Source organism: Streptomyces sp. NPDC059897, from assembly GCF_042730865.1.
Lineage (GTDB): Bacteria > Actinomycetota > Actinomycetes > Streptomycetales > Streptomycetaceae > Streptomyces.
In genome coordinates this window covers 85,683-106,652 of sequence record NZ_JBHWKQ010000026.1, presented here as the reverse complement: position 1 = coordinate 106,652, position 20,970 = coordinate 85,683, and the positions used below count along the sequence as shown (strand labels likewise).

General features: G+C 71.4%; 16 protein-coding genes. 14 read left to right on the top strand and 2 right to left on the bottom strand.

Going from position 1 to position 20,970, the window contains the following annotated elements; genetic code table 11:
• Positions 1 to 21 precede the first annotated feature (21 nt).
• The 5 genes from ACFV9W_RS26305 to ACFV9W_RS26285 all read left to right on the top strand — a co-directional run bounded on the left by ACFV9W_RS26305 (position 22) and on the right by ACFV9W_RS26285 (position 5,294).
• Positions 22 to 306, top strand: a complete 285-nt coding sequence (locus ACFV9W_RS26305; RefSeq protein WP_385765091.1) for a hypothetical protein — start codon at positions 22 to 24, stop codon at positions 304 to 306.
• A gap of 6 nt (positions 307 to 312) precedes the next feature.
• Positions 313 to 1,128: a TlyA family RNA methyltransferase gene (locus ACFV9W_RS26300; RefSeq protein ID WP_385765089.1), complete on the top strand. Its 816-nt coding sequence runs from the start codon at positions 313 to 315 to the stop codon at positions 1,126 to 1,128.
• Entirely contained in the window at positions 1,125 to 2,054 is a 930-nt protein-coding gene (locus ACFV9W_RS26295) for an NAD kinase (RefSeq protein ID WP_385765087.1), read from the top strand. Before ACFV9W_RS26300 ends, ACFV9W_RS26295 begins: the two co-directional genes overlap by 4 nt.
• Before the next feature lie 148 nt (positions 2,055 to 2,202).
• Positions 2,203 to 3,927, top strand: coding sequence for a DNA repair protein RecN (gene recN / locus ACFV9W_RS26290; RefSeq protein ID WP_385765118.1), 1,725 nt, complete (start codon positions 2,203 to 2,205; stop codon positions 3,925 to 3,927).
• Between the two features lie 236 nt (positions 3,928 to 4,163).
• Complete coding sequence (locus ACFV9W_RS26285) at positions 4,164 to 5,294, top strand: glycosyltransferase family 4 protein (protein ID WP_385765085.1); 1,131 nt, start codon at positions 4,164 to 4,166, stop codon at positions 5,292 to 5,294.
• 9 nt (positions 5,295 to 5,303) lie between these two features.
• Here the strand turns inward: ACFV9W_RS26285 and ACFV9W_RS26280 are convergent, their stop codons facing one another.
• A complete protein-coding gene (locus tag ACFV9W_RS26280; RefSeq protein WP_385765083.1) occupies positions 5,304 to 6,962 on the bottom strand; it encodes a PucR family transcriptional regulator in 1,659 nt (552 codons plus the stop codon).
• Between the two features lie 356 nt (positions 6,963 to 7,318).
• Between ACFV9W_RS26280 and ACFV9W_RS26275 the strand changes: the two genes are divergently transcribed.
• On the top strand, positions 7,319 to 8,746 hold the full coding sequence (locus ACFV9W_RS26275; RefSeq protein ID WP_385765116.1) for an APC family permease: 1,428 nt from the start codon (positions 7,319 to 7,321) through the stop codon (positions 8,744 to 8,746).
• On the opposite strand, the gene ACFV9W_RS26270 is transcribed toward ACFV9W_RS26275, so the two are convergent.
• The gene (locus ACFV9W_RS26270) at positions 8,743 to 10,545 is read right to left on the bottom strand and encodes a glycoside hydrolase family 15 protein (RefSeq protein ID WP_385765114.1); all 1,803 of its coding nucleotides are present in this window, start codon (positions 10,543 to 10,545) and stop codon (positions 8,743 to 8,745) included. The genes ACFV9W_RS26275 and ACFV9W_RS26270 overlap by 4 nt on opposite strands.
• 553 nt (positions 10,546 to 11,098) lie before the next feature.
• Here ACFV9W_RS26270 and ACFV9W_RS26265 point away from each other — a divergent pair.
• From ACFV9W_RS26265 to scpB, 8 genes are all read left to right on the top strand, one after another.
• Positions 11,099 to 12,784 (top strand): CTP synthase, encoded by a 1,686-nt coding sequence (locus ACFV9W_RS26265; protein WP_385765081.1) that lies wholly within the window; start codon positions 11,099 to 11,101, stop codon positions 12,782 to 12,784.
• Between the two features lie 105 nt (positions 12,785 to 12,889).
• The gene (locus tag ACFV9W_RS26260) at positions 12,890 to 13,528 is read left to right on the top strand and encodes an NUDIX domain-containing protein (protein WP_385765079.1); all 639 of its coding nucleotides are present in this window, start codon (positions 12,890 to 12,892) and stop codon (positions 13,526 to 13,528) included.
• Positions 13,529 to 13,864: 336 nt separating this feature from the next.
• The gene (locus ACFV9W_RS26255) at positions 13,865 to 15,847 is read left to right on the top strand and encodes a tetratricopeptide repeat protein (protein ID WP_385765112.1); all 1,983 of its coding nucleotides are present in this window, start codon (positions 13,865 to 13,867) and stop codon (positions 15,845 to 15,847) included.
• A 145-nt stretch (positions 15,848 to 15,992) separates the two neighbouring features.
• Positions 15,993 to 17,108: an alanine dehydrogenase gene (gene ald, locus ACFV9W_RS26250; protein WP_385765077.1), complete on the top strand. Its 1,116-nt coding sequence runs from the start codon at positions 15,993 to 15,995 to the stop codon at positions 17,106 to 17,108.
• 342 nt (positions 17,109 to 17,450) lie between these two features.
• The gene (locus ACFV9W_RS26245; protein ID WP_385765075.1) at positions 17,451 to 18,629 is read left to right on the top strand and encodes a ParA family protein; all 1,179 of its coding nucleotides are present in this window, start codon (positions 17,451 to 17,453) and stop codon (positions 18,627 to 18,629) included.
• Positions 18,614 to 19,192, top strand: a complete 579-nt coding sequence (locus tag ACFV9W_RS26240) for a hypothetical protein (protein ID WP_385765073.1) — start codon at positions 18,614 to 18,616, stop codon at positions 19,190 to 19,192. The genes ACFV9W_RS26245 and ACFV9W_RS26240 overlap by 16 nt, the downstream gene beginning before the upstream one ends.
• Before the next feature lie 27 nt (positions 19,193 to 19,219).
• A complete protein-coding gene (locus tag ACFV9W_RS26235; RefSeq protein WP_385765071.1) occupies positions 19,220 to 20,335 on the top strand; it encodes a segregation and condensation protein A in 1,116 nt (371 codons plus the stop codon).
• Positions 20,332 to 20,961, top strand: a complete 630-nt coding sequence (gene scpB, locus ACFV9W_RS26230) for an SMC-Scp complex subunit ScpB (RefSeq protein ID WP_385765069.1) — start codon at positions 20,332 to 20,334, stop codon at positions 20,959 to 20,961. The genes ACFV9W_RS26235 and scpB overlap by 4 nt, the downstream gene beginning before the upstream one ends.
• Positions 20,962 to 20,970 lie beyond the last annotated feature (9 nt).

Genomic DNA, 20,970 nt, shown 5'->3' with positions numbered 1-20,970 from the left:
GCTTCGGGGTAGCGTCGGGGCATGAGCGAGACGCCCACCGAGCCCACCGACGTGCCGGAACCCGCAGCGGAGCCGGCGGCGGAACCCTCGTACGACCCGGCGGCCCCCGCCCCGCTGGGCATCGAGCGCACCCCCACGGGCAACGCCGACGTGGACGCGCAGCTGGAGCGGCTCGGCGATGTGGACCACCTCGCGGCGGACGGGCACGCCGAGGTGTACGAGGATGTACATCAGGGGCTGCGGAACGCGCTGACCGCGCTGGATGCCAGGCCCCCTTCCCCGTCCGCGTATGACAACAGGAGCTGAACCACCGTGGCAGGTGTGGCACGTCGCCGCCTCGACGCCGAACTCGTCCGCCGCAAGCTGGCCCGCTCGCGCGAGCACGCGAGCCAGCTGATCGCCGCGGGGCGGGTCACCGTCGGCAAGACCGTCGCGACGAAATCCGCGACACAGGTGGAGACGGCCGCCGCGATCGTCGTCATCGAGGACGGCAGCGACCCGGACTACGTCTCGCGCGGCGGGCACAAGCTCGCGGGCGCGCTGGCCGCGTTCGGCCCGCAGGGTCTTGAGGTCAAGGGGCGCAGGGCGCTGGACGCGGGCGCGTCCACGGGTGGCTTCACCGATGTGCTGCTGCGGGCCGGGGTCGCGCATGTCGTCGCCGTCGACGTCGGCTACGGGCAACTCGCGTGGTCACTGCAGAGCGATGAACGCGTCACCGTCAAGGACCGTACGAACGTACGCGAATTGACGTTGGAGGCGATCGATGACGTACCCGTGGACCTCGTGGTCGGGGACCTGTCCTTCATCCCGCTCGGCCTTGTGCTGCCCGCCCTCGTGCGGTGCGCGGCTCCGGAGGCGGATCTCGTGATGATGGTCAAGCCGCAGTTCGAGGTGGGCAAGGAGCGGCTCGGCAGCGGCGGTGTCGTGCGCAGCCCCGAACTGCGGGCCGAGGCGGTGCGCAGGGTCGCCGAGCAGGCATGGAAGCTCGGATACGGCGTGCGCGGGGTGACCGCGAGCCCCCTGCCGGGACCGTCCGGGAACGTCGAGTACTTTCTGTGGCTGCGTGCCGGGGCGGACCAGCTCGACCCGGCCGACGTAGACCGTGCAGTTGCGGAGGGCCCCCAGTGACAGAGCTGACCCATCGGCCACAGACCGGAGCTCGTACGGTCTTCCTGCTCGCCCACACGGGGCGGCCCGCTGCGATCCGCAGCGCCGAACTCGTCGTACAGGGGCTGCTGCGCAGCGGCCTCGGGGTGCGCGTCCTGGAGACGGAGGCGGTGGACCTGCCGCTGCCCGACTCCGTGGAACTGGTGAAGGAGTCGGAGGCGACACCGGCCTGTCTCGACGGCTGTGAGCTGCTCATCGTGCTCGGCGGGGACGGGACGCTGCTGCGCGGCGCCGAGTTCGCGCGGGCGTCCGGGGTGCCGATGCTCGGCGTGAACCTGGGCCGTGTCGGCTTCCTCGCGGAGGCGGAGCGCGACGACCTCGACAAGGTCGTCGACCGCGTCGTCACCAAGGAGTACGAGGTCGAGGAGCGCATGACGATCGACGTCGCCGTGCACCGCAACGGCGACGTAGTGCACCGGGACTGGGCGCTCAACGAGGCGGCCGTCCAGAAGATCGAGCCCGAGCGGATGCTCGAGGTCGTCCTCGAGATCGACGGTCGGCCGGTCACCGGGTTCGGGTGCGACGGCATCGTGTGCGCCACCCCGACCGGGTCGACCGCCTACGCGTTCTCGGCCGGCGGCCCCGTGGTGTGGCCCGAGGTCGAGGCGCTGCTGATGGTGCCGATCAGCGCGCACGCCCTGTTCGCCAAGCCGCTCATCACCTCGCCCGACTCGGTGCTCGCCGTCGAGGTCCAGCAGCACACGCCGCACGGCGTGCTGTGGTGCGACGGGAGGCGGACCGTGGAGCTGCCGCCGGGCGCGCGCATCGAGGTGCGCCGGGGCGAGGTGCCGGTCCGGCTGGCCCGGCTGCACCACGCGGTGTTCACCGACCGGCTCGTCGCCAAGTTCGCGCTTCCGGTCGCCGGGTGGCGCGGAGCCCCGCACTGACCGGCACCTGAGCGGCACCGATCGAGTGACGGCGGCGTGAAGGTTTGTCACCGCAGGTGCCCTCCCACCTGCGGAATCGGCGCCGGTGGCCAGGGTCCGTCGCACGGACGGCCTCCGACCTCGTAAGGTCAGAGGCGTGTTGGAGGAGATGCGGATACGGTCGCTCGGAGTCATCGACGATGCCGTGGTCGAGCTTTCGCCCGGCTTCACGGCGGTCACCGGTGAGACGGGCGCGGGCAAGACCATGGTCGTCACCAGTCTCGGTTTGCTGCTCGGTGGGCGGGCCGACCCCGCGCTCGTACGGATCGGCGCGAAGAACGCCGTGGTCGAGGGGCGCATCGCCGTGCCCGCCGACTCGGGTGCGCGCGAGCGGGCCGAGGAGGCCGGCGCCGAGCTGGAGGACGGGGTGCTGCTGCTCAGCCGCACCGTGTCCGCCGAGGGGCGCTCCCGGGCGCACCTGGGCGGGCGGTCCGTGCCGGTGGGTGTGCTGAGCGAGCTGGCCGACGACCTGGTGGCCGTGCACGGCCAGACCGACCAGCAGGGCCTGCTGAAGCTCGGCAGGCAGCGGCAGGCGCTCGACCGGTACGCGGGGGACGCCGTCGCGGCGCCGCTCGCCAAGTACGGGGCCGTCTACAAGCGGCTGAGGGCCGTCGGCGCCGAGCTGGAGGAGATCACCACGCGCGCCCGTGAGCGGGCGCAGGAGGCGGATCTGCTGCGCTTCGGGCTCGACGAGATCGGCGCCGTGGAGCCCAGGCCCGGCGAGGATGTGGAGCTGGCCGAGGAGGCCTCCCGGCTGGGGCACGCGGAGGCGCTGGCCTCGGCGGCCGCCGCCGCGCACGCCGCGCTCGCCGGAAACCCCGAGGACCCGGAGGGCGTCGACGCGCAGACGCTGGTCGGCGGCGCGCACCGGGCCCTGGAGGCCGTGCGCTCCCACGACTCGGCGCTCGGCACGCTCGCGGAGCGGATCGGCGAGGTGCAGATCCTGCTCACCGATGTCGCGGCCGAACTCGCGGGCTACGCGGACGATTTGGACGCCGACCCGCTGCGGCTGTCCGCGGTGGAGGAGCGGCGGGCGGCGCTCACGGCGCTCACCCGCAAGTACGGCGAGGACGTGACGGCGGTCCTCGCCTGGGCCGAGACGAGCGCCGCGCGCCTTCTCGAACTCGACGGCGACGACGAGCGGATCGGCGAGCTGACCGCGGAGCGCGAGTCGCTCCGCGGCGAACTGGGCGTACTGGCGCAGGAGCTGACGCACGCGCGCGTGGAGGCGGCCGACCGCTTCGCGGCCGCGGTGACCGAGGAGCTCTCCTCGCTCGCGATGCCGCACGCCCGGGTCTCCTTCGACATCCGGCAGACCGAGACGGACGCGGCCGACGGCGTCGAGGTCGACGGCCGGAACGTGGCCTGCGGCCCCAAGGGTGTCGACGAGGTGGAGCTGCTGCTCGCCCCGCACCCCGGCGCGCCGCCCCGGCCCATCGCGAAGGGCGCGTCCGGCGGTGAGCTGTCGCGCGTGATGCTCGCCGTGGAGGTCGTCTTCGCGGGCAACGACCCGGTACCTACGTATCTCTTCGACGAGGTCGACGCGGGCGTCGGCGGCAAGGCGGCCGTCGAGATCGGCCGGCGCCTCGCCAAGCTCGCCAGGTCGGCGCAGGTCGTGGTCGTCACGCACCTGCCGCAGGTCGCCGCGTTCGCGGACCGCCAGCTCCTGGTCGAGAAGACCAACGACGGTTCCGTGACGAGTTCCGGTGTGACGGTGCTCGAGGGCGAGGACCGGGTGCGGGAACTGTCCCGCATGCTGGCGGGCCAGGAGGACTCGGAGACGGCGCGGGCGCATGCGGAGGAGCTCCTGTCGGCGGCCAGGTCGGACGCCTGAGGGTGCTGTTGCGGGCAGCGTAAGCATCGGGTTCCTCAACTCACCCATGTGGGTGGTCCCGTGCGTCGTGTTGCCCAGGCCCGGGCGGTGGGGGACGGCGACCGGTGCCGGAACGTCGGTACGGGCTGGCATCCTGGGGGACCGACGGTGTACGTATCCCTGAGCCCGTACTCTCCGTATACCTAGCCCCTTCCGTACCTACCGAGTTCGCCGACACCCCTCAGGAGCCCGGCCGCGTGAGCCACCCCAGCAGCCCGTCAGCGCACGGACAGCCGACGCTGCGCACCGTGCAGGTGCTGGGCGGCGGCAGTGCGGGCAGCAGCGCTCATGTCCGGTCCCTGACCGCGGGGTTGGTGGCCCGCGGGGTGCGGGTGACGGTGTGCGCGCCGATGGCGGCCGAGCGGGCGTACGGGTTCGCGGAGGCGGGCGCGCACCACCTTCCGGTGCCGCGCCGCGGCGATCCGGCGTCCGTCGCCGCGCTCCGTGTCGCCTGCACCGACGCCGACCTCGTGCACGCGCACGGGCTGCACGCCGCGCTGCGCGCCTCCATCGCGCTCGGCGGCCGCCGCGTCCCGCTCGTCGTCACCTGGCACACCCGCTCGTACGCCGAGGGGGCCCGCGCCCATCTGCTGCGGGTGCTGGAGCGGCGCGTGGCCAGGGCGGCGGCCGTCGTCCTCGGCACCTCCTCCGACCTGGTGGACCGGGCGCGGGCGCGTGGCGCGCGGGACGCCCGGCTCGCCGCGGTGGCCTTCCCGGCGCCGCGCGGACCGCTCCCGGAGGACGAGGAGGCCGAGCGCACCCGCAGCAAGACGCGGGCCGAACTGGGCTGCGTGGACCGGCCGTTGCTGATGGCCGTCGGCAGCCTGGAGCGGCACCGCGGCTACGACGTGCTGCTCGACGCCGCGCACGCGCTGCTCGGGCTCGACCCCGTGCCGCTGCTCGTGATCGCGGGGGAGGGGCCCGAACGGGCCGCGCTGCAGCGGCGCATCGAGACCGAGTGCCTACCGGTGCGGCTCGCGGGCCGCCGCGACGACGTCGCGGAACTGCTGCGCGCCGCCGATGTCGCGGTGCTGCCCAGCAGTTGGGAGTCCCGCTCGCTGCTCGCGCAGGAGGCGCTGCACGCGCGCGTGCCCCTCGTGGCGACGGACGTCGGCGGCATTCCCGAACTCGTCGGCGACGGCGCGGAGTTGGTCCCGTACGGAGACGCGCCCGCGCTCGCCCGCGCCGTCGGACGTCTCCTCGCAGACCCCCTGCGCCGGGACCAGCTCAAGGAGCGGGGCGCCGCGCAGGCCGCGTCCTGGCCGACGGAGGATGCGACCGTGGCCCAAGTCCTCAGCGTCTACGACGAGTTGACGGGCTTTCACTGAGCCCGCCGGTCAGGACGGTGCGTGCCGCCGTGCCCGGAGCGCCAGGCTCAGCGCGAGCACCGTCTGTGGGTCGTCCAGGTCCGTGCCGAGCAACTCGCCGATCCGCGCGAGGCGGTTGTAGAGCGTCTGCCGGTTCAGATGGAGTTCGCGCGCCGTCTCCGCCTTGCGGCCCGCGTGCGCGAGGTACGTCTGGAGCGTGGGCAGCAGCGGCGGCTTGGCCCGCCTGTCGTGCTCCTGGAGCGGGCCGATCGCCCGCTCCACGAACGCCGCCAGGTCCGGATGGTCCCGCAGCCGCCACAGCAGCAGGTCGATGTCGAGGCGCCGCGCGTCGAACCACGGCCGGTCGTCCAGCCCCTGCGCCGCCGTCGCCGTTTCCGCGGCGTGCCGCAGCCCTGCCGCGGCGGCGGCCCAGCCACCCGCCCCGCCCACCACCACGACCGGCGGCTGCCCGCCCGCCCGCTGCATCCCGGCCCGCGCCACACCCGCCCGCAGCGCCGCCGCGACCCGGTCCGCGACCGCCGCCCGCTCCGGCTCCGAACGCAGCCCGAGCAGCAGCGGCACCCGCCCCTCCACCGGGCGCACGCCCAGCAGCACCGGCACGCCGACCGAGGCCAGCTCCTCGGACACGGCCCGCGCGAGGACCGCCCAGCCGCCGCCCGGCGACAGGCCCACCCCCGTCTCGGGAAGGCGCATCACCACGGGCAGCAGCGGCCCGCTCCCGGCGGGCTTGAAGCCGAGGACGCGGGCCTGCGCGGGGGCGTCGTCCGGCGCGATCCGGCCCTCCGCGAGGTCGGTGAGGAAGTCGCCGCGCCCGCGGGCGGCCAGCTCCTCCTCCTGGCGGGCCTGCATCAGCACCACGGCCAGCGACCCGGCGGCCCGCTCGGCGGCGATCCGGTGCACGGGCGCGAGCGTCCCCGACACGGGCAGCAGCACGAGCCTGGCCCGTACGGAACCCGCTCCGGGGCCGCCGCCCGGCACGTCCACGAGGACGGCCCCGCCCGGCGGCTCGTCCTTGTGCGTGGCGCGCATGCCCCCCCACACCTGGAGCGGGTCGGTGATGTCGTCCTCGGCCCCGGCCGCGTAGAGCAACTGACCGTCGGCGGTCTCCAGGAAGACCGGGTTGCCGCTGAACTCGGCCAGGATGCGCAGGACTTGAGGGACCCCGCCGCCGCTCAGCAACGCGTCCGTGCAGCGCCGGTGCACCTCCTCCGCCCGCCGCAGCAGCGCGTAGTGCCCGTTGACGATCTCGGTGTGGATCTCCTCCGTCACCGTCACGAACGGCACCTCGCGGTGCAGCTGGACCAGCGGGAGCCCCGCCGCCCGCGCCGTCTCCACCAGTGCCGCGGGCAGCCGGGCGAACCGCTGGCCCAGCTCGATGACGAGCGCGGCGATGCCCCGCTCGGCCAGCTTGCGCACGAAGGCGCGCTGTTCGGCGGGGCGGGTCCCGATCCCGAAACCCGTGGTCAGCAGCAGTTCGCCGCCCTTGAGGAGGGACGCGATGTTCGGCACCTCGCCGGCGTGCACCCAGCGCACGATCCGGTGCAGGCGCTCCCCGCCGGCCACGACCTCGGGGAGCCCGCTGCGCAGCCCGGGCAGTTCCAGGGCGCGGCGCACCGTGATGCCACCGGGCGAGGAGAAGGCGGAGAACTCGGGGGAGGTGCTGTCCATGACACGGACGCTACCGGCGCCCGGGTTTCCGGAACATCTCCGCCCGGTCACAGGGGCGGTCGCGGTCCCCGTTTCCACGACAACTCGTCGCGCCGTGGCGGGATTTGTCCGACCGGGTGTCTGTTGTGGCGTGGGTCACCATCCGGCCACACTGGCGATCCCGCACGAGCACCGCATTTCGATCTACAGATTCCTACGGATTTCGTAGCAGCGCCCCCAAGAGAGGGACGAAGATGTCAGAGCCAGTGCAGCCGCCCCAGTCGCCCCAGCCACCTCAACCGGCCCGACCGCCCCGTCCGGTACAGCCGGTGCAGCGTCTGAAGGCGAACTCGGTGGGGATCGTGGGAGTGGTCTTCATGGCCGTCGCGACGGCCGCCCCGATCACCGCGATGACCGGAAACCTGCCCATCGCGGTCGGCTTCGGCAACGGCACGGGCGCCCCCGCGGGCTATCTCTTCGCGACGCTCGTCCTGACGGTGTTCTCCGTCGGCTACGTCGCGATGGCCAAGCGGATCACGGCGGCCGGCGCCTTCTACGGCTACATCTCGCACGGCCTCGGCCGGATCGCCGGCCTGGCCTCCGGGATGCTCGCGGTGCTCGCGTACATCGTGTTCGAGGCGTCGATCGTCGGCGTCTTCTCGTACTTCGCGCAGACCACGGTCCATGACCAGCTGGGCTGGGACGTCCCGTGGATCGTCTACGCGGCCGCCATGCTCGCCGTCACGGGCGTGCTCGCCTTCTTCGACATCAACCTCACCGCGAAGGCGCTCGGCGTGATGCTGATCGCCGAGATCGCGGTGCTCTTCGCGGTGGCGACGGCGGTCCTGGTCCAGGGCGGCGGCCCCGACGGCATCCCCGTCGAACCGATCAACCCGAAGAACGCCTTCACCGGGGCCTCCGCCGGACTCGGCCTGTTCTTCGCGTTCTGGTCCTGGGTCGGCTTCGAGTCGACGGCGATGTACGGCGAGGAGTCCCGCGACCCCAAGCGCGTCATCCCGCGCGCGACCCTCGTCTCGGTCGTCGGCGTCGGCCTCTTCTACATCTACGTCTCGTGGATGACGATCGCGGGCAACGGCCTGAGCGGCTCGGTGAAGGTCTCCTCCGGCAGCGCCCCGCTCGACCTCTTCTTCGGCCCGGCCCACGCCTTCATCGGCGCGTGGGCCGTCGACGCCTTCCAATGGCTGCTGATCACCGGCTCGTTCGCCTGCGGCATGGCCTTCCACCAGTGCGCCTCGCGCTACCTCTACGCGATCGGCCGCGAGGGCTTCCTGCACTCAGGCCTCGGCCGCACCCACCACAAGCACGGCTCGCCGTACGTCGCGTCGTTCGTGCAGTCGGTGATCGCGGTGGCGCTCGTCGGCGCCTTCTGGGTGACGGGCCAGGACCCGTACATCCACCTCTACACGCTCCTCGCGATCCTCGGCACGATGGCGATCCTCATCGTCCAGACGCTGTGCTCCTTCGCGGTCATCGGCTACTTCCGCCGCAACCACCCGGAGGACCGGCACTGGTTCAGGACGCTCGTCGCTCCGCTGCTCGGCGGCATCGGCATGACGGCGGTCGTCGTCCTGCTCGTCATCAACATGGACACGGCGGCGGGCACGGCCGCCGGTTCGGTGTTCTTCAAGGCGATCCCGTGGACCGTCGGCCTGGTCTTCTTCGGCGGCCTGGCCCTCGGCCTCTACGTCAAGGCCCGCCACCCGCACCGCTACGAGATCATCGGCCGCATCGTCCTGGAGGACGCGGCGGAGCGCACGCAGCGCCCCGCCGACCAGCCCGTCTAACCGCCGTACGCCCCCGAGGCGGTCAGCCGCAGTGCCGTGTCGATCAGTGGCACGTGGCTGAACGCCTGCGGGAAGTTGCCGACCTGGCGCTGGAGGCGCGGGTCCCACTCCTCGGCGAGCAGGCCCAGGTCGTTGCGGAGCGCGAGCAGCTTTTCGAACAGCTTGCGGGCCTCGTCGACCCGGCCGATCATCGCGAGGTCGTCCGCCATCCAGAACGAGCAGGCGAGGAACGCCCCTTCGTCGCCCGGCAGCCCGTCGACACCGGCGTCGTCGCCGTCCGTCGGGTACCGCAGGATGAAGCCGTCCGGCGTCGACAGCTCCCGCTGGATCGCCTCGATGGTGCCGATGACCCGCTTGTCGTCGGGCGGCAGGAAGCCCATCTGCGGGATCAGCAGCAGCGAGGCGTCCAGCTCCTTGCTGCCGTACGACTGCGTGAAGGTGTTGCGCTCCTTGTCGTAGCCCTTCTCGCAGACGTCCCGGTGGATGTCGTCGCGCAGGTCGCGCCACTTCTCCAGCGGGCCGTCCACGTCACCGGACTCGATGAGCTTGATGGTGCGGTCCACCGCCACCCACGCCATGACCTTCGAGTGCACGAAGTGCCGGCGCGGACCGCGCACCTCCCAGATGCCCTCGTCCGGCTCGTCCCAGTGCCCCTCCAGGTACCGGATGAGCTTGAGCTGGAGCATCGACGCGTAGTCGTTCCTCGCCAGGCCCGTCATGTGCGCGAGGTGCAGCGCCTCGGTGACCTCGCCGTACACGTCGAGCTGGAGCTGATGGGCGGCGCCGTTCCCGACCCGGACCGGGCCCGAGTTCTCGTACCCGGGCAGCCAGTCCAGCTCCGCCTCGCCGAGCTCCCGCTCGCCCGCGATGCCGTACATGATCTGCAGGTTCTCCGGGTCGCCCGCGACGGCCCGCAGCAGCCACTCGCGCCAGGCGCGGGCCTCCTCGCGGTACCCCGTGCGCAGCAGCGACGACAGGGTGATGGCGGCGTCGCGCAGCCAGGTGTAGCGGTAGTCCCAGTTGCGTACGCCGCCGATCTCCTCGGGCAGCGAGGTCGTCGGCGCGGCGACGATGCCGCCCGTCGGCGCGTACGTGAGGGCCTTCAGCGTGATGAGCGAGCGGACGACGGCCTCGCGGTACGGGCCGTGGTACGTGCAGTGCTCGACCCACTCGCGCCAGAACTGCTCGGTCGCCGTGAGCGCGTTCTCCGGATCCGGCAGCGGCGGCTGCTCCTTGTGCGAGGGCTGCCACTGGATGGTGAAGGCGACCCGCTCACCGGGCGCCACCGTGAAGTCCGAGTACGTCGTCAGGTTCTCGCCGTACGTCTCGGCCTCGGAGTCCAGCCACACGGAGTCGGGCCCCGCCACGGCGACCGTACGGCCGTCGACCTTGTGCACCCAGGGAGTGATCCGGCCGTAGCTGAAGCGCATGCGCAGCGCGGAACGCATCGGCACGCGTCCGCTCACGCCCTCCACGATCCGGGTCAGCTGAGGTGCGCCGTCGCGCGGCGGCATGAAGTCCGTGACCCGGACCGTGCCGCGCGGCGTGTCCCACTCCGACTCCAGGACCAGCGAGTCGCCGCGGTAGCCCCGGCGTGCCGCTCTCGGCGGCTCCGTATCGGACGCATGGGCGGGACCCAGGCGCCAGAACCCGTGATCCTCGGTGCCGAGCAACCCGGCGAAAATGGCGTGCGAGTCGAAGCGGGGCAGGCACAGCCAGTCGACTGTGCCGTCCCGGCAGACCAGGGCGGCGGTCTGCATGTCTCCGATGAGTGCGTAATCCTCGATGCGCCCGGCCACGTGCATCTCCAGTCGAACGGCCACGGTTGGAGTGAAAAGTTGGAGCGAAGAAGTGATGCGAGGGGTTGAAGGGTGGGGGGATGGGACGACGGATCGTGCTGTCCGTTGATACGCCGTCCGGATACATGGTTGTCAAACGAACTGACGAGTCGGTTGTTCCGGGTGGGGATCGCGGCGAACGGACGCAGTGCTCCGATGAACGGTGGGGGACGGGCGGGGGTGTTGCCGTCGTGACGCCGTGTTCCGTTGTGACTCGCCAGCCGAGTGTCCGAGCAGGATACGACGCGCTCAAGTGATCCGCGTGCCGCTCAACGCAACACGTCCCGTGCGCGTCTGGGCCGTACGGGTGATGGTCCACCCCCTGTCCCACCTGCGTGGTGAGCTGTGCGCGGAGCGTGGCCGGAAGCAGCCTCGTCCCGTCGCTGATACCCTGGTAGCCCGTGAGCCGGTGGTCATAGAACCCCCGAACCGCAGCGACGGCGCACCCCGAAAATTCGGGCGAGCGCGTCGGTACGCACCCCACGACCGCGACCACGGGAGCCCCCTCTTGGCCATGCAGCCGAAATCTTCGACGACCAAGCACATCTTCGTCACTGGGGGTGTCGCCTCGTCCCTCGGTAAGGGCCTCACCGCCTCCAGCCTCGGCATGCTGCTCAAGGCCCGTGGCCTCCGCGTCGTCATGCAGAAGCTCGACCCGTACCTGAACGTCGACCCGGGCACGATGAACCCCTTCCAGCACGGCGAGGTGTTCGTCACCAACGACGGCGCCGAGACCGACCTGGACATCGGCCACTACGAGCGCTTCCTCGACATCGACTTCGACGGCTCGGCCAACGTGACCACCGGCCAGGTGTACTCGCAGGTCATCGCCAAGGAGCGGCGCGGCGAGTACCTCGGCGACACCGTCCAGGTCATCCCGCACATCACGAACGAGATCAAGCACCGCATCCGCCGCATGGCGACGGACGAGGTCGACGTCGTGATCACCGAGGTCGGCGGCACCGTCGGCGACATCGAGTCGCTGCCGTTCCTGGAGACCGTCCGCCAGGTCCGCCACGAGGTCGGCCGCGACAACGTGCTGGTCGTCCACATTTCCCTCCTGCCGTACATCGGCCCGTCGGGTGAGTTGAAGACGAAGCCGACCCAGCACTCGGTTGCGGCGCTGCGCAACATCGGTATCCAGCCGGACGCCATCGTGCTGCGCTGCGACCGTGAGGTCCCGACCGCGATCAAGCGCAAGATCAGCCTGATGTGCGACGTCGACGAGGCCGCGGTCGTCGCCTGCCCCGACGCCCCCTCGATCTACGACATCCCGAAGGTCGTGCACAGCGAGGGCCTGGACGCCTACGCCGTCCGCAAGCTGGACCTGCCGTTCCGTGACGTGGACTGGACGCAGTGGGACGACCTGCTCGGCCGTGTCCACAAGCCGGACCACGAGATCGTCATGGCCCTGGTCGGCAAGTACATCGACCTGCCCGACGCCTACCTGTCGGTGACCGAGGCGCTGCGCGCGGGCGGCTTCGCCAACCGTGCCAAGGTCAAGATCAAGTGGGTCACGTCGGACGACTGCAAGACGCCGGCCGGCGCCAAGAAGACGCTCGGCGATGTCGACGCGATCTGCATCCCCGGCGGCTTCGGCGACCGCGGCGTGTCCGGCAAGGTCGGCGCGATCCAGTTCGCCCGCGAGAACAAGATCCCGCTCCTCGGCCTCTGCCTGGGCCTCCAGTGCACGGTCATCGAGGCCGCGCGGAACCTGGCCGACATCCCGGACGCCAACTCCACCGAGTTCGACGCGGCCACGGCCCACCCGGTCATCTCGACCATGGCCGAGCAGCTCGACATCGTCGCCGGTGAGGGCGACATGGGCGGCACCATGCGGCTCGGCATGTACCCGGCGAAGCTCGCCGAGGGCTCCATCGTGCGCGAGGTGTACGACAACAAGGAGTACGTCGAGGAGCGCCACCGGCACCGCTACGAGGTGAACAACGCGTACCGCGCCGAGCTGGAGAAGAAGGCCGGTCTGCAGTTCTCCGGCCTGTCGCCCGACGGCAAGCTCGTCGAGTACGTCGAGTACCCGCGCGAGGTCCACCCCTACCTGGTCGCCACGCAGGCGCACCCGGAGCTGCGCTCGCGCCCGACGCGTCCGCACCCGCTGTTCGCCGGTCTGGTGAAGGCGGCCGTGGAGCGCAAGGTGAAGGCGGCGCAGGGCGGTTCGGCGAGCGCGAAGAAGGCCAAGTAAGGCTTGTAACAGCAGCGATGTACGGTTACCGGGGTGTACGCCTTTGCGGCGTGCGCCCCGGTTTCTTGTGAGTACCGCTCACGCGTACGTAGGAGGGCTTTCGGTATGACGGCCAACACGCCGCTCGTGGACACGGCCGAGGAGTGGGAGGTGCGGGCGACCGACACCCCCTTCGTCGGGAACAAGACCTCCGTACGCACGGATGACGTCGTCATGCCGGACGGCTCCGTCGCCCGCCGCGACTACCAGGTGCACCCCGGCTCCGTGGCCGTGGTGGCCCTCGACGACCAGGACCGGGTGCTGCTGCTCAAGCAGTACCGGCACCCCGTGGGCATGAAGCTGTGGGAGATCCCGGCGGGCCTCCTCGACGTCCCCGGTGAGAACCCGCTGCACGCGGCGCAGCGCGAGCTGTACGAAGAGGTGCACGTCAAGGCCGAGGACTGGCGGGTCCTCACGGACGTCTACACGACGCCGGGCGGCTGCTCCGAGGCCGTCCGCATCTTCCTCGCGCGGGACCTCTCCGAGGCGGAGGGCGAGCGGTTCGAGGTGGAGGAGGAAGAGGCGGACATGGAGTTCGCGCGGGTGCCGCTGGCGGAGCTGGTCCGTGGTGTGCTCGCGGGCGAGCTGCACAACAACTGCCTTGTGGTCGGAGCGCTTTCGCTGAGCGCTGTGCTTGCGGGGGACGGTCTTGACTCCCTGCGCCCGGCGCTGGCGGAGTGGCCGGCGCGACCGTTCGACGCGTAACGCCACCGTGGTCACGGCCTCCGGGCTCCGCCCCGGACCCCGCACCTCAAACGCCGGCGGGGCTTGATAGTGGTCACATCATCCGTTGATCCGATCAGGGGACTTGGGCGCGCCGCCCGCCAAGGGCACCCGCACCCCCTCAACTAGGCTCGGGAACGCCCCCTGCCGACCCCCGGAGGGGATGGGTGAGACGGAGCGTGGCCCGTGACGGATCAGGCGGTCGAGTCGGACGACGTGACGGAGGCCGAATCGGCCCCCGGACGGCCCCGCAAACGGCGTCGCACCCGTCGGGCGCAAGAGGTGGCGGAGCGTCAGTTCCTGGGACGCAAGCGGGAGTTGTCGCAGCTCCGGTCCGACATCGAGCGGGCCGGACTCGACACGCTCTCGGGGCGCAAGGCGCCCCGTGCCCGGGTGCTCCTGATCGCGGGACGCCCGGGCACGGGACGCACCGCCCTCGCCGAAGAGCTGTTGCGGGGCGTCCGCGACCAGTACCCCGACGGCACCCTGCGGGCCCGCCTCACCGCTCCCGACGGCACCCCCGTCCCCACCGAACACGTCCTGCGTGACCTGCTGAACGCCCTCGAACTGCCCGCCCCGCCCGGCGAGAACGCCGACGACCTCTCCGAGCGGCTGCGCGAAGGACTCGCGGTCCGCCGCGTCGTGCTGCTCCTCGACGACGCGGGCAGCGCCGAACAGGTCGACCCGCTGCTCCCCGACACCCCGGACTGCCTCGCCGTGGCCGTCGCCGAGGGCCCGCTGACCGGCATCCCGGACGTGCGGCCCTGCACGCTCGGCGGCCTCGACACCAAGGCCGCGCTCGAACTCCTCACCTGGCACACCGGTTCGGTCCGCGTCACCTGCGACCCGCGCTCGGCCGAGTCCCTGGTGGAGCTGTGCGGCGCGGGACCCGCCGCCCTGGAGATCGCGGGCGGCTGGCTCGCCGCACGCCCCAAGGAATCCGTCGCCGATCTGGCCAAGCAGCTGCACGCCCTCGAACCGGACGGGTCCTCGCTCGCGCGCGTCTTCCGCTTCGCCTACGAATCGTTGCCCGGGCCCGCCGCCCGGATACTGCGCTACCTGTGCCTCGCCCCCGAGGGACTCGTCGACCCGCACACCGCGTCGGCCCTCGCCGGCTGCTCGGTCGCGGCGGCCCACTCCACCCTCGACGCCTTCGTCACCCTCGGCCTGGTCCGCGGCGTGGACTCCGAGCTGCCGCAGTACGAGGTGCCCGGCTGCCTCGCACCGTTCCTGCGCGGCCTCACCGAGACCGTCGACCGCCCCGCCGAGGTGCAGCTGGCCCGCGCCCGGATGCTGGAGCGGACCGTACGGCTGCTCACCTCGTGCCGCGCCGTCACCGAACCCGACGGCTCCCCGGCCCGCAAGAAGCTCGCCGGACTGCCGAGCGCCCTGCGCTTCGCCGACCGGGAGGCGGCCGCCCGGTGGCTGCGCGTACGGCAGCCCGCGCTGCTCGCCGCGGCCCGACTGGCCGTCGCGGACGGGGAGTTGGACACCCTCGCGAGGCGTCTGATGGCCGCTCTCGTACGGGCGATCGTGGCGCACCGGGGCACCGAGGACGCCGCGTCCGAGCTGTACGGGATCCACCGGCTCGTGCTCGATGTCGCCGAGCGGCGCGAGCTGCCGAGGGAGCAGGCCGCGGCCCTGCTCAACCTCGCCGACCTCGACGCCAGGACCGGCCGCACCCACGAGGCCCTGGCCCGCTACCGGGCCGCGCTCGACGCGGGCCGCGCCGCCCGGGACCCGTACGCGACGGGCCGTGCGATGGAATCCGTAGGCGGCGCCTACCAGTCGCTGGGGGACTGGCAGCGGGCCGCCGACTGGTACGGACGGGCCCTCGCGCAGCGGCTCACGCGCGGCGAGCGGGCCGACGCCGCGCGCCTGCACGGACGGATCGCGGGAGTCCACACGTACGCGGGCCGCTACGGCGAGGCGCAGCGGTCGCTGCGCTCGGCGCTCGCCGGCTACCGCAAGGAGGGCGACGTGCCCGCGCAGGCACGGGCCCTGAGTGAGTTGGCACGGGTGCTCGAATACGCGGGCCGGCCCGAGGAGTCGCTGCACACCTGCCGGGAGGCGATCGAGTGGGCGCGTCAGGCGCAGGACACGCGGCTGCAGGCCGCGCTCCAGCTGCGCCTCGCCGACACCCTCGACCGGCTCGGCGACCCCGCCGCCGCCAAGCTGCACCGGGGTGCGGCCGAGCGCATGCTGGGAGAGGAGCTGGCGCCTCCGGAGGGAGCGGAGGCAAAACCTTCGGAACAGGCCGCTAACACCTGCGAAATCCGTAGTGCATCCGCAGAAGATTGATGCTTCGAAAGGCTAGACAGCTCAATAACCTTCATTAGACTGGCTCTGCCGCGGTCATCCGTGGCGTCTCCCGGTGCGTCCTCCGATGTGCCGCTATGTAGTGCATTGCCCGTTTTAACCCCTGAGCCAAGGACCGTGATCGACGATGAAGGTCGGCATCCCCCGCGAGGTCAAGAACAACGAGTTCCGGGTGGCCATCACCCCGGCCGGCGTCCATGAGCTGGTACGCCACGGCCACCAGGTCTTCGTCGAGCAGAACGCCGGTGTCGGCTCCTCGATCACGGACGCCGAGTACGTCTCGGCCGGCGCGCAGATCCTCGGCACCGCCGACGAGGTCTGGGCCACGGCGGACCTGCTCCTGAAGGTCAAGGAGCCGATCGCGGAGGAGTACCACCGCCTCCGCAAGGACCAGACGCTCTTCACGTACCTGCACCTGGCCGCGTCCAAGGAGTGCACGGACGCGCTCCTGGAGTCCGGCACGACCGCCATCGCGTACGAGACGGTCGAGACCGCGAACCGCCAGCTGCCGCTGCTCGCCCCGATGTCCGAGGTCGCGGGCCGCCTCGCCCCGCAGGTCGGCGCCTACCACCTGCTGGCCGCCAACGGCGGCCGCGGTGTGCTGCCCGGCGGTGTGCCCGGCGTGCACGCGGGCAAGGCCGTCGTCATCGGCGGTGGCGTCTCCGGCTGGAACGCCGCGACGATCGCCATCGGCATGGGCTTCCACGTGACCCTGCTCGACAAGGACATCAACAAGCTCAAGGAGGCGGACAAGGTCTTCGGCACGAAGATCCAGACGGTCGTCTCCAACTCCTTCGAGCTGGAGAAGGCCTGCCTGGAGGCCGACCTCGTCATCGGCGCCGTCCTGATCCCCGGCGCCAAGGCGCCGAAGCTGGTCACCAACGAGCTCGTGTCCCGTATGAAGCCCGGAAGTGTCCTTGTCGACATCGCGATCGACCAGGGCGGCTGCTTCGAGGACTCGCACCCGACCACGCACGCCGAGCCGACCTTCAAGGTGCACAACTCGGTCTTCTACTGCGTCGCCAACATGCCCGGCGCGGTCCCGAACACCTCGACGTACGCGCTGACCAACGCGACGATGCCGTACATCGTCGAGCTGGCGAACCGCGGCTGGGCCGAGGCCCTGCGCCGCGACGCGGCCCTCGCCCTGGGTCTCAACACCCATGACGGCAAGGTCGTTTACAAGGAGGTCGCCGAGGCGCACGGCCTCGAGCACGTCGAGCTGGAGAGCCTGCTCGGCTGACCTGTCTCCAAGGCGACGTCAACAAAAGTCGTCAATCTCACGCCTACGGCCGGACCTTGTGAGGGGTCCGGCCGTACGTGTAGGGGATCAGGACGGGTCCGGACATGGTCAACTCGCCGCGAACGTAACCCTTTACCCGATTCGCACGGCGACGAAATGCACCGAAGAGCCGTCGTACGCCCTTGACATGAGGGTGTTTCGTTACCGACACATCGGGCCGGGTCCGGCGGATTGTGTTGCTGCGGAGCGGTGACACGCCATAGAGTCGCCAACCGTCGGCATGGTGCCACGCTGACCTATCGATAAATGTTCCTGGCCATATCCAAGGAGGTAAGACGACTTGTGAATGAGTCGACATTTACTCCCGGGGGTGGCCAGCCAGGCGGACAGGTTCCCGCGGGGCTTCAGGCTGTCGGCCCCGTCGCTGTGCGTACCTTCGCTGCCCATCAGAGCAGTTATCAGGGCATCCCCCAGCAGACGCCGACGCAGACAGCAGACCAGAGCATGGATGGCCATCACGTGAACGCCATGGCCGGCGACCGAAGTGGCGACACACAAAGCCACTTCGCCGACTACGACACCCTGCCCGAGGGGTCGTTCTACGACCCCGACGCCGAGTACGAGCCCGACCCCGAGTACGCGGCCACGCTCGCCCCCGACGCTGCCCGCCAGCGCCGCGAGCGCGTCGGTCCCACCGGGCGTCCGTTGCCGTACTTCCCGATCCCAGGACCGCTGACCGATCACGGCCCGGCGAAGATCATCGCGATGTGCAACCAGAAGGGCGGCGTCGGCAAGACCACGTCGACCATCAACCTGGGTGCCGCGCTCGCCGAGTACGGCCGCCGGGTCCTGCTCGTCGACTTCGACCCGCAGGGTGCCCTGTCGGTCGGCCTCGGCGTGAACCCGATGGAGCTCGACCTCACGGTCTACAACCTGCTCATGGAGCGGGGCATGGCCGCGGACGAGGTCCTGCTGAAGACCGCGGTTCCGAACATGGACCTGCTCCCCAGCAATATCGACTTGTCCGCTGCCGAGGTGCAGTTGGTCAGCGAGGTGGCGCGCGAGTCCACGCTGCAGCGGGCGCTCAAGCCGCTGATGGCCGACTACGACTACATCGTGATCGACTGTCAGCCCTCGCTCGGCCTGCTGACCGTGAACGCGCTGACGGCCGCTCACAAGGTGATCGTGCCGCTGGAGTGCGAGTTCTTCGCGCTGCGTGGTGTCGCCCTGCTGACCGAGACGATCGAGAAGGTCCAGGAGCGGCTCAACCCGGACCTGGAGCTCGACGGGATCCTCGCCACGATGTACGACTCGCGGACCGTGCACAGCCGTGAGGTGCTCGCGCGCGTCGTGGAGGCGTTCGACAACAACGTCTACCACACGGTGATCGGCAGAACCGTTCGCTTCCCGGAGACCACGGTCGCCGGTGAGCCGATCACCACGTACGCCTCGAACTCGGTCGGTGCCGCGGCCTATCGCCAGCTTGCCAGGGAGGTGCTCGCCCGGTGTCACGCCGAGTGAGTCTGCCGGGGGCCGACGAACTGTTCCGTACGACCGGGGGCATGGGGCTGCAGGCGTCGTCGCCGAGACGCTCGGCGAACGGCGAGGCGCGGGTTCCCTCGCCCGCCGGGGAGAGCGACGAGGCGGCCGCCTCCGACGGCGAAGCGGAGGCGGCTCCGGCCTCCTCCGCGTCCGGTGAGCACTCCGCGGCCGAGGCCGAGTCGGACGCCGGGTCGCGCACCCGGGGCGCTGCCGCGGAGGGCGCGGAGAAGGCCGGACGCAAGGCCTCCGGCGGGGCGCAGGAAGGTTCCGGTGGGCGTGGGTCGTCCGCGGCGGCGCGGAAGCGGTCGCGGGCGGCGAATCGGCGGCCCAGCGGGCGTGAGCGGCACGACGAGAAGATCACCGTGTACGTCTCCGCCGAGGAGCTGATGGACCTCGAGCACGCGCGGCTCGTGCTGCGCGGTGAGCACGGGCTCGCGGTCGACCGGGGGCGGATCGTGCGTGAGGCGGTCGCCGTGGTCCTGGCCGATCTGGAGTCCCGTGGGGACGCGAGCATTCTTGTACGTCGGCTGCGGGGGCGCTAGCCGCTGGGCGGGTAGCGTCCTGGGTTGATGTCCGTCAACGAATCCTCTGGTCCTCCGATGCCGCCGCCGGGCGGTCGTCGGCGTGCGCTCGGGCGTGGTGCGCTCTCCGAGCCGGAGCCGGAGCCGTCGCAATCCTCGGCCGGAACCGGGGGCCGCCTTGCCCACCCTGCCGCCCAAGGCGGCAGATTGCCCAAGGCGGAGGCGGCCGAAGCGGAGGCGGCGGCGCCCGAAGTGGGTGGGGAAGCCCAGGCAGAAGTGCCGGAGGGCGAGGTTGGCGCCGGCGGTGAGTCTGCCGAGGTCGACGACGGGAAGTTCACGGTTCGGCTCGATAATTTCGAGGGGCCGTTCGATCTTCTGCTGCAGCTCATCTCCAAGCACAAGCTCGACGTCACCGAGGTCGCGCTCTCCAAGGTCACCGACGAGTTCATGGCCCACATCCGGGCCATGGGGCCGGACTGGGACCTCGACCAGACGACGGAGTTCCTCGTCGTCGCCGCGACGCTGCTCGATCTGAAGGCCGCCCGCCTGCTGCCCGCCGCCGAGGTGGAGGACGAGGCGGACCTGGCCCTCCTGGAGGCGCGGGACCTGCTCTTCGCGCGGCTGCTGCAGTACCGCGCGTACAAGCGGATCGCCGACATCTTCAGCGAGCGGATGGACGACGAGGCGCGGCGGTACCCGCGGACCGTGGGCCTGGAGCCGCACCACGCCGAGCTGCTGCCCGACGTCGTCATCAACATCGGCGCCGAGGGGTTCGCGAAGCTGGCCGTGAAGGCGATGCAGCCGAAGCCCGAGCCGCAGGTGTACGTCGAGCACATTCACGCGCCGCTGGTGAGCGTGCAGGAGCAGGCGCAGCTCGTCGTCGCCCGGCTCAAGGAGGTCGGTGAGGCCCCGTTCCGGGAGCTCGTCGCCGACACCGACGACACGCTCACCGTCGTCGCCCGGTTCCTGGCCCTGCTGGAGCTGTACCGCGAGAAGGCCGTCGGGCTCGACCAGGAGACTCCGCTGGGTGAGCTGATGGTGCGCTGGACCGGGGGCGACGCCGACGCCGAGCCCGTGGTGACGGACGAGTTCGACAGGGCGCCCGAGGTGCCCGACGCGCCCGGGGCCGCCGCGGACCCCGAGCAGAAGGAGGCTGCCCGATGAGCGAGCTCGACCCCGGTGGCGTGGCGGTGCTCGACCTCAAGCCCGCCCTGGAAGCCGTGCTCATGGTGGTCGACGAGCCCGCCACCGAGGAGCATCTGGCCAAGATCCTGCAGCGGCCCAGGAGGGCCGTGAGCGACGCGCTGCGGGAGCTGGCCGACGAGTACCGCACGCAGGGCCGCGGCTTCGAGCTGCGGCTCGTGGCGGGCGGCTGGCGCTTCTACACCCGGCCCGAGTACGCGGCCGCCGTCGAGGGCTTCGTCCTGGACGGGCAGGTGGCGAGGCTCACCCAGGCGGCCCTGGAGACCCTCGCCGTCGTCGCGTACCGGCAGCCGGTCAGCCGTTCCCGGGTCTCCGCGGTGCGCGGAGTGAACTGTGACGGGGTCATGAGGACCCTGTTGCAGCGGGGTCTGGTGGAGGAGGCGGGCGCGGAACCCGAAACAGGTGCGATCCTGTACAGGACGACGAACTATTTCCTGGAGCGGATGGGCCTGCGCGGCCTGGACGAGCTGCCGGAACTCGCGCCCTTCCTCCCCGAGGCGGACGCGATCGAGGGCGATACGCAGGAAGGCGTTCCGTCGTTCGACCCGGACGCACCCGATGCGCCGGGTGTCGACGTACACGACTAACGGAAATCT